This is a genomic window from Streptomyces flavofungini, from assembly GCF_041028215.1.
In the GTDB taxonomy this organism is placed as follows: Bacteria; Actinomycetota; Actinomycetes; order Streptomycetales; family Streptomycetaceae; genus Streptomyces; species Streptomyces flavofungini_B.
Window position 1 is genome coordinate 1 of the sequence record NZ_JASKYR010001097.1, and the last position, 1,800, is coordinate 1,800.

Genomic DNA, 1,800 nt, shown 5'->3' on the forward strand with positions numbered 1-1,800 from the left:
ACCGACGCCGCCGCCCTGCCCGGACAGCCCCGTGGCGGGGTCCTCAGCGGTCCCGCCACCGCCCGCGCGGTCAACGTGCTCGCGCCGAACGCCTCCGCGATGACGCTGGACGGCACCAACACCTGGATCCTCTCGGAGCCCGACTCGCCCCTCGCGGTGGTCGTCGACCCGGGCCCGCTGGACGACGCCCATCTGAGCCATGTCGTGGAGACGGCCGAGAAGGCGGGCAAGCGCGTGGCGCTCACCCTGCTGACCCACGGTCACCCCGACCACGCCGAGGGCGCCTCCCGCTTCGCCGAGCTGACAGGCACTCACGTACGCGCCCTCGACCCCGCCCTGCGTCTGGGCGACGAGGGCCTCGCGGCCGGTGACGTGATCACCACGGGCGGCCTGGAGCTGCGTGTGGTGCCCACCCCGGGCCACACCGCGGACTCGCTCTGCTTCCACATCCCCGCCGACCGGGCGGTCCTGACGGGCGACACGATCCTCGGCCGCGGCACGACGGTCGTGGCGCACCCCGACGGCCGTCTGGGGGACTATCTGGACTCCCTGCGGCGGCTGAGGTCCCTGACGGTCGACGACGGCGTCCACACCGTCCTGCCGGGCCACGGGCCCGTCCTCGAGGACGCGCAGGGTGCCGTCGAGTTCTACCTCGCCCACCGTGCCAACCGCCTGGCCCAGGTCGAGACGGCCGTGGAGAACGGCCATACGGCGGCCGCGGCCGTCGTGGCGCACGTGTACGCGGACGTGGACCGCTCGCTGTGGCCCGCGGCGGAGCTGTCGGTCAGGGCGCAGCTGGACTACCTCCAGGAGCACGGCCTGATCTGAGCCGCCGCGCCCTCTCGCCGCCTCGCCCGGCCAGGGACCTCGCCCGGCCAGGGACACGGAAGGGCCCCGCCTCCCGGGAGGCGGGGCCCTTCCGATGCCGGTGAGGGCGCAGGCGCGTCAGCGTGAACGCTTGGCGAGCCGCTCGACGTCGAGCAGGATCACCGCGCGGGCCTCCAGGCGCAGCCAGCCGCGTCCGGCGAAGTCCGCGAGCGCCTTGTTGACCGTCTCGCGGGAGGCGCCGACGAGCTGGGCGAGCTCCTCCTGGGTGAGGTCGTGCACCACGTGGATGCCCTCCTCGGACTGCACGCCGAAGCGGCGCGACAGGTCCAGGAGCGCGCGGGCCACACGGCCGGGCACGTCGGAGAAGACCAGGTCGGACATCTGGTCGTTGGTCTTGCGCAGCCGCCGGGCGACGGCGCGCAGCAGCGCGGAGGCCACTTCGGGGCGCGCGTTCAGCCAGGGCTGGAGGTCGCCGTGGCCCAGGCCGAGGAGCTTGACCTCGGTGAGAGCGGAGGCGGTGGCCGTACGGGGGCCCGGGTCGAAGAGCGACAGCTCACCGATGAGCTCGCCGGGGCCGAGCACCGCGAGCATGTTCTCGCGGCCGTCGGGTGAGGTGCGGTGAAGCTTCACCTTGCCCTCGGTGACCACGTAGAGGCGGTCTCCGGGGTCTCCCTCATGGAAAAGGGCGTCTCCGCGCGCGAGCGTCACCTCACTCATGGAGCCGCGAAGCTCCGCGGCCTGCTCGTCATCGAGCGCCGCGAAGAGCGGGGCGCGCCGCAGAACGTCGTCCACGAGTTCTCTCCTTGTCGACCTGCATCAGGGGACCGTGTTCCCCAGTTTGCCGGACGGTCCAAACAGTGTGATCAGTCACAAGTCTGCCGCACCGGCGTCGCGTGCTGTGCGGGAGGGGGCCAATTGGGGGCTGATCCAAGAGGTCAGGGGCGGATGTCAGTGCCGGGCTCTAGGCTGGCC

The 1,800-nt window shown here is 72.8% G+C and carries 2 protein-coding genes; one reads left to right on the forward strand and one right to left on the reverse strand.

The window, feature by feature from the left end; translation table 11 throughout:
- The coding region (locus AB8Z36_RS38735) for an MBL fold metallo-hydrolase (RefSeq protein ID WP_369218053.1) at positions 1-828 on the forward strand (828 nt) is incomplete at its 5' end.
- Positions 829-945: 117 nt separating this feature from the next.
- Here AB8Z36_RS38735 and AB8Z36_RS38740 read toward each other — a convergent pair.
- Positions 946-1,620, reverse strand: coding sequence for a Crp/Fnr family transcriptional regulator (locus AB8Z36_RS38740; protein WP_055553109.1), 675 nt, complete (start codon positions 1,618-1,620; stop codon positions 946-948).
- Positions 1,621-1,800: the final 180 nt, after the last annotated feature.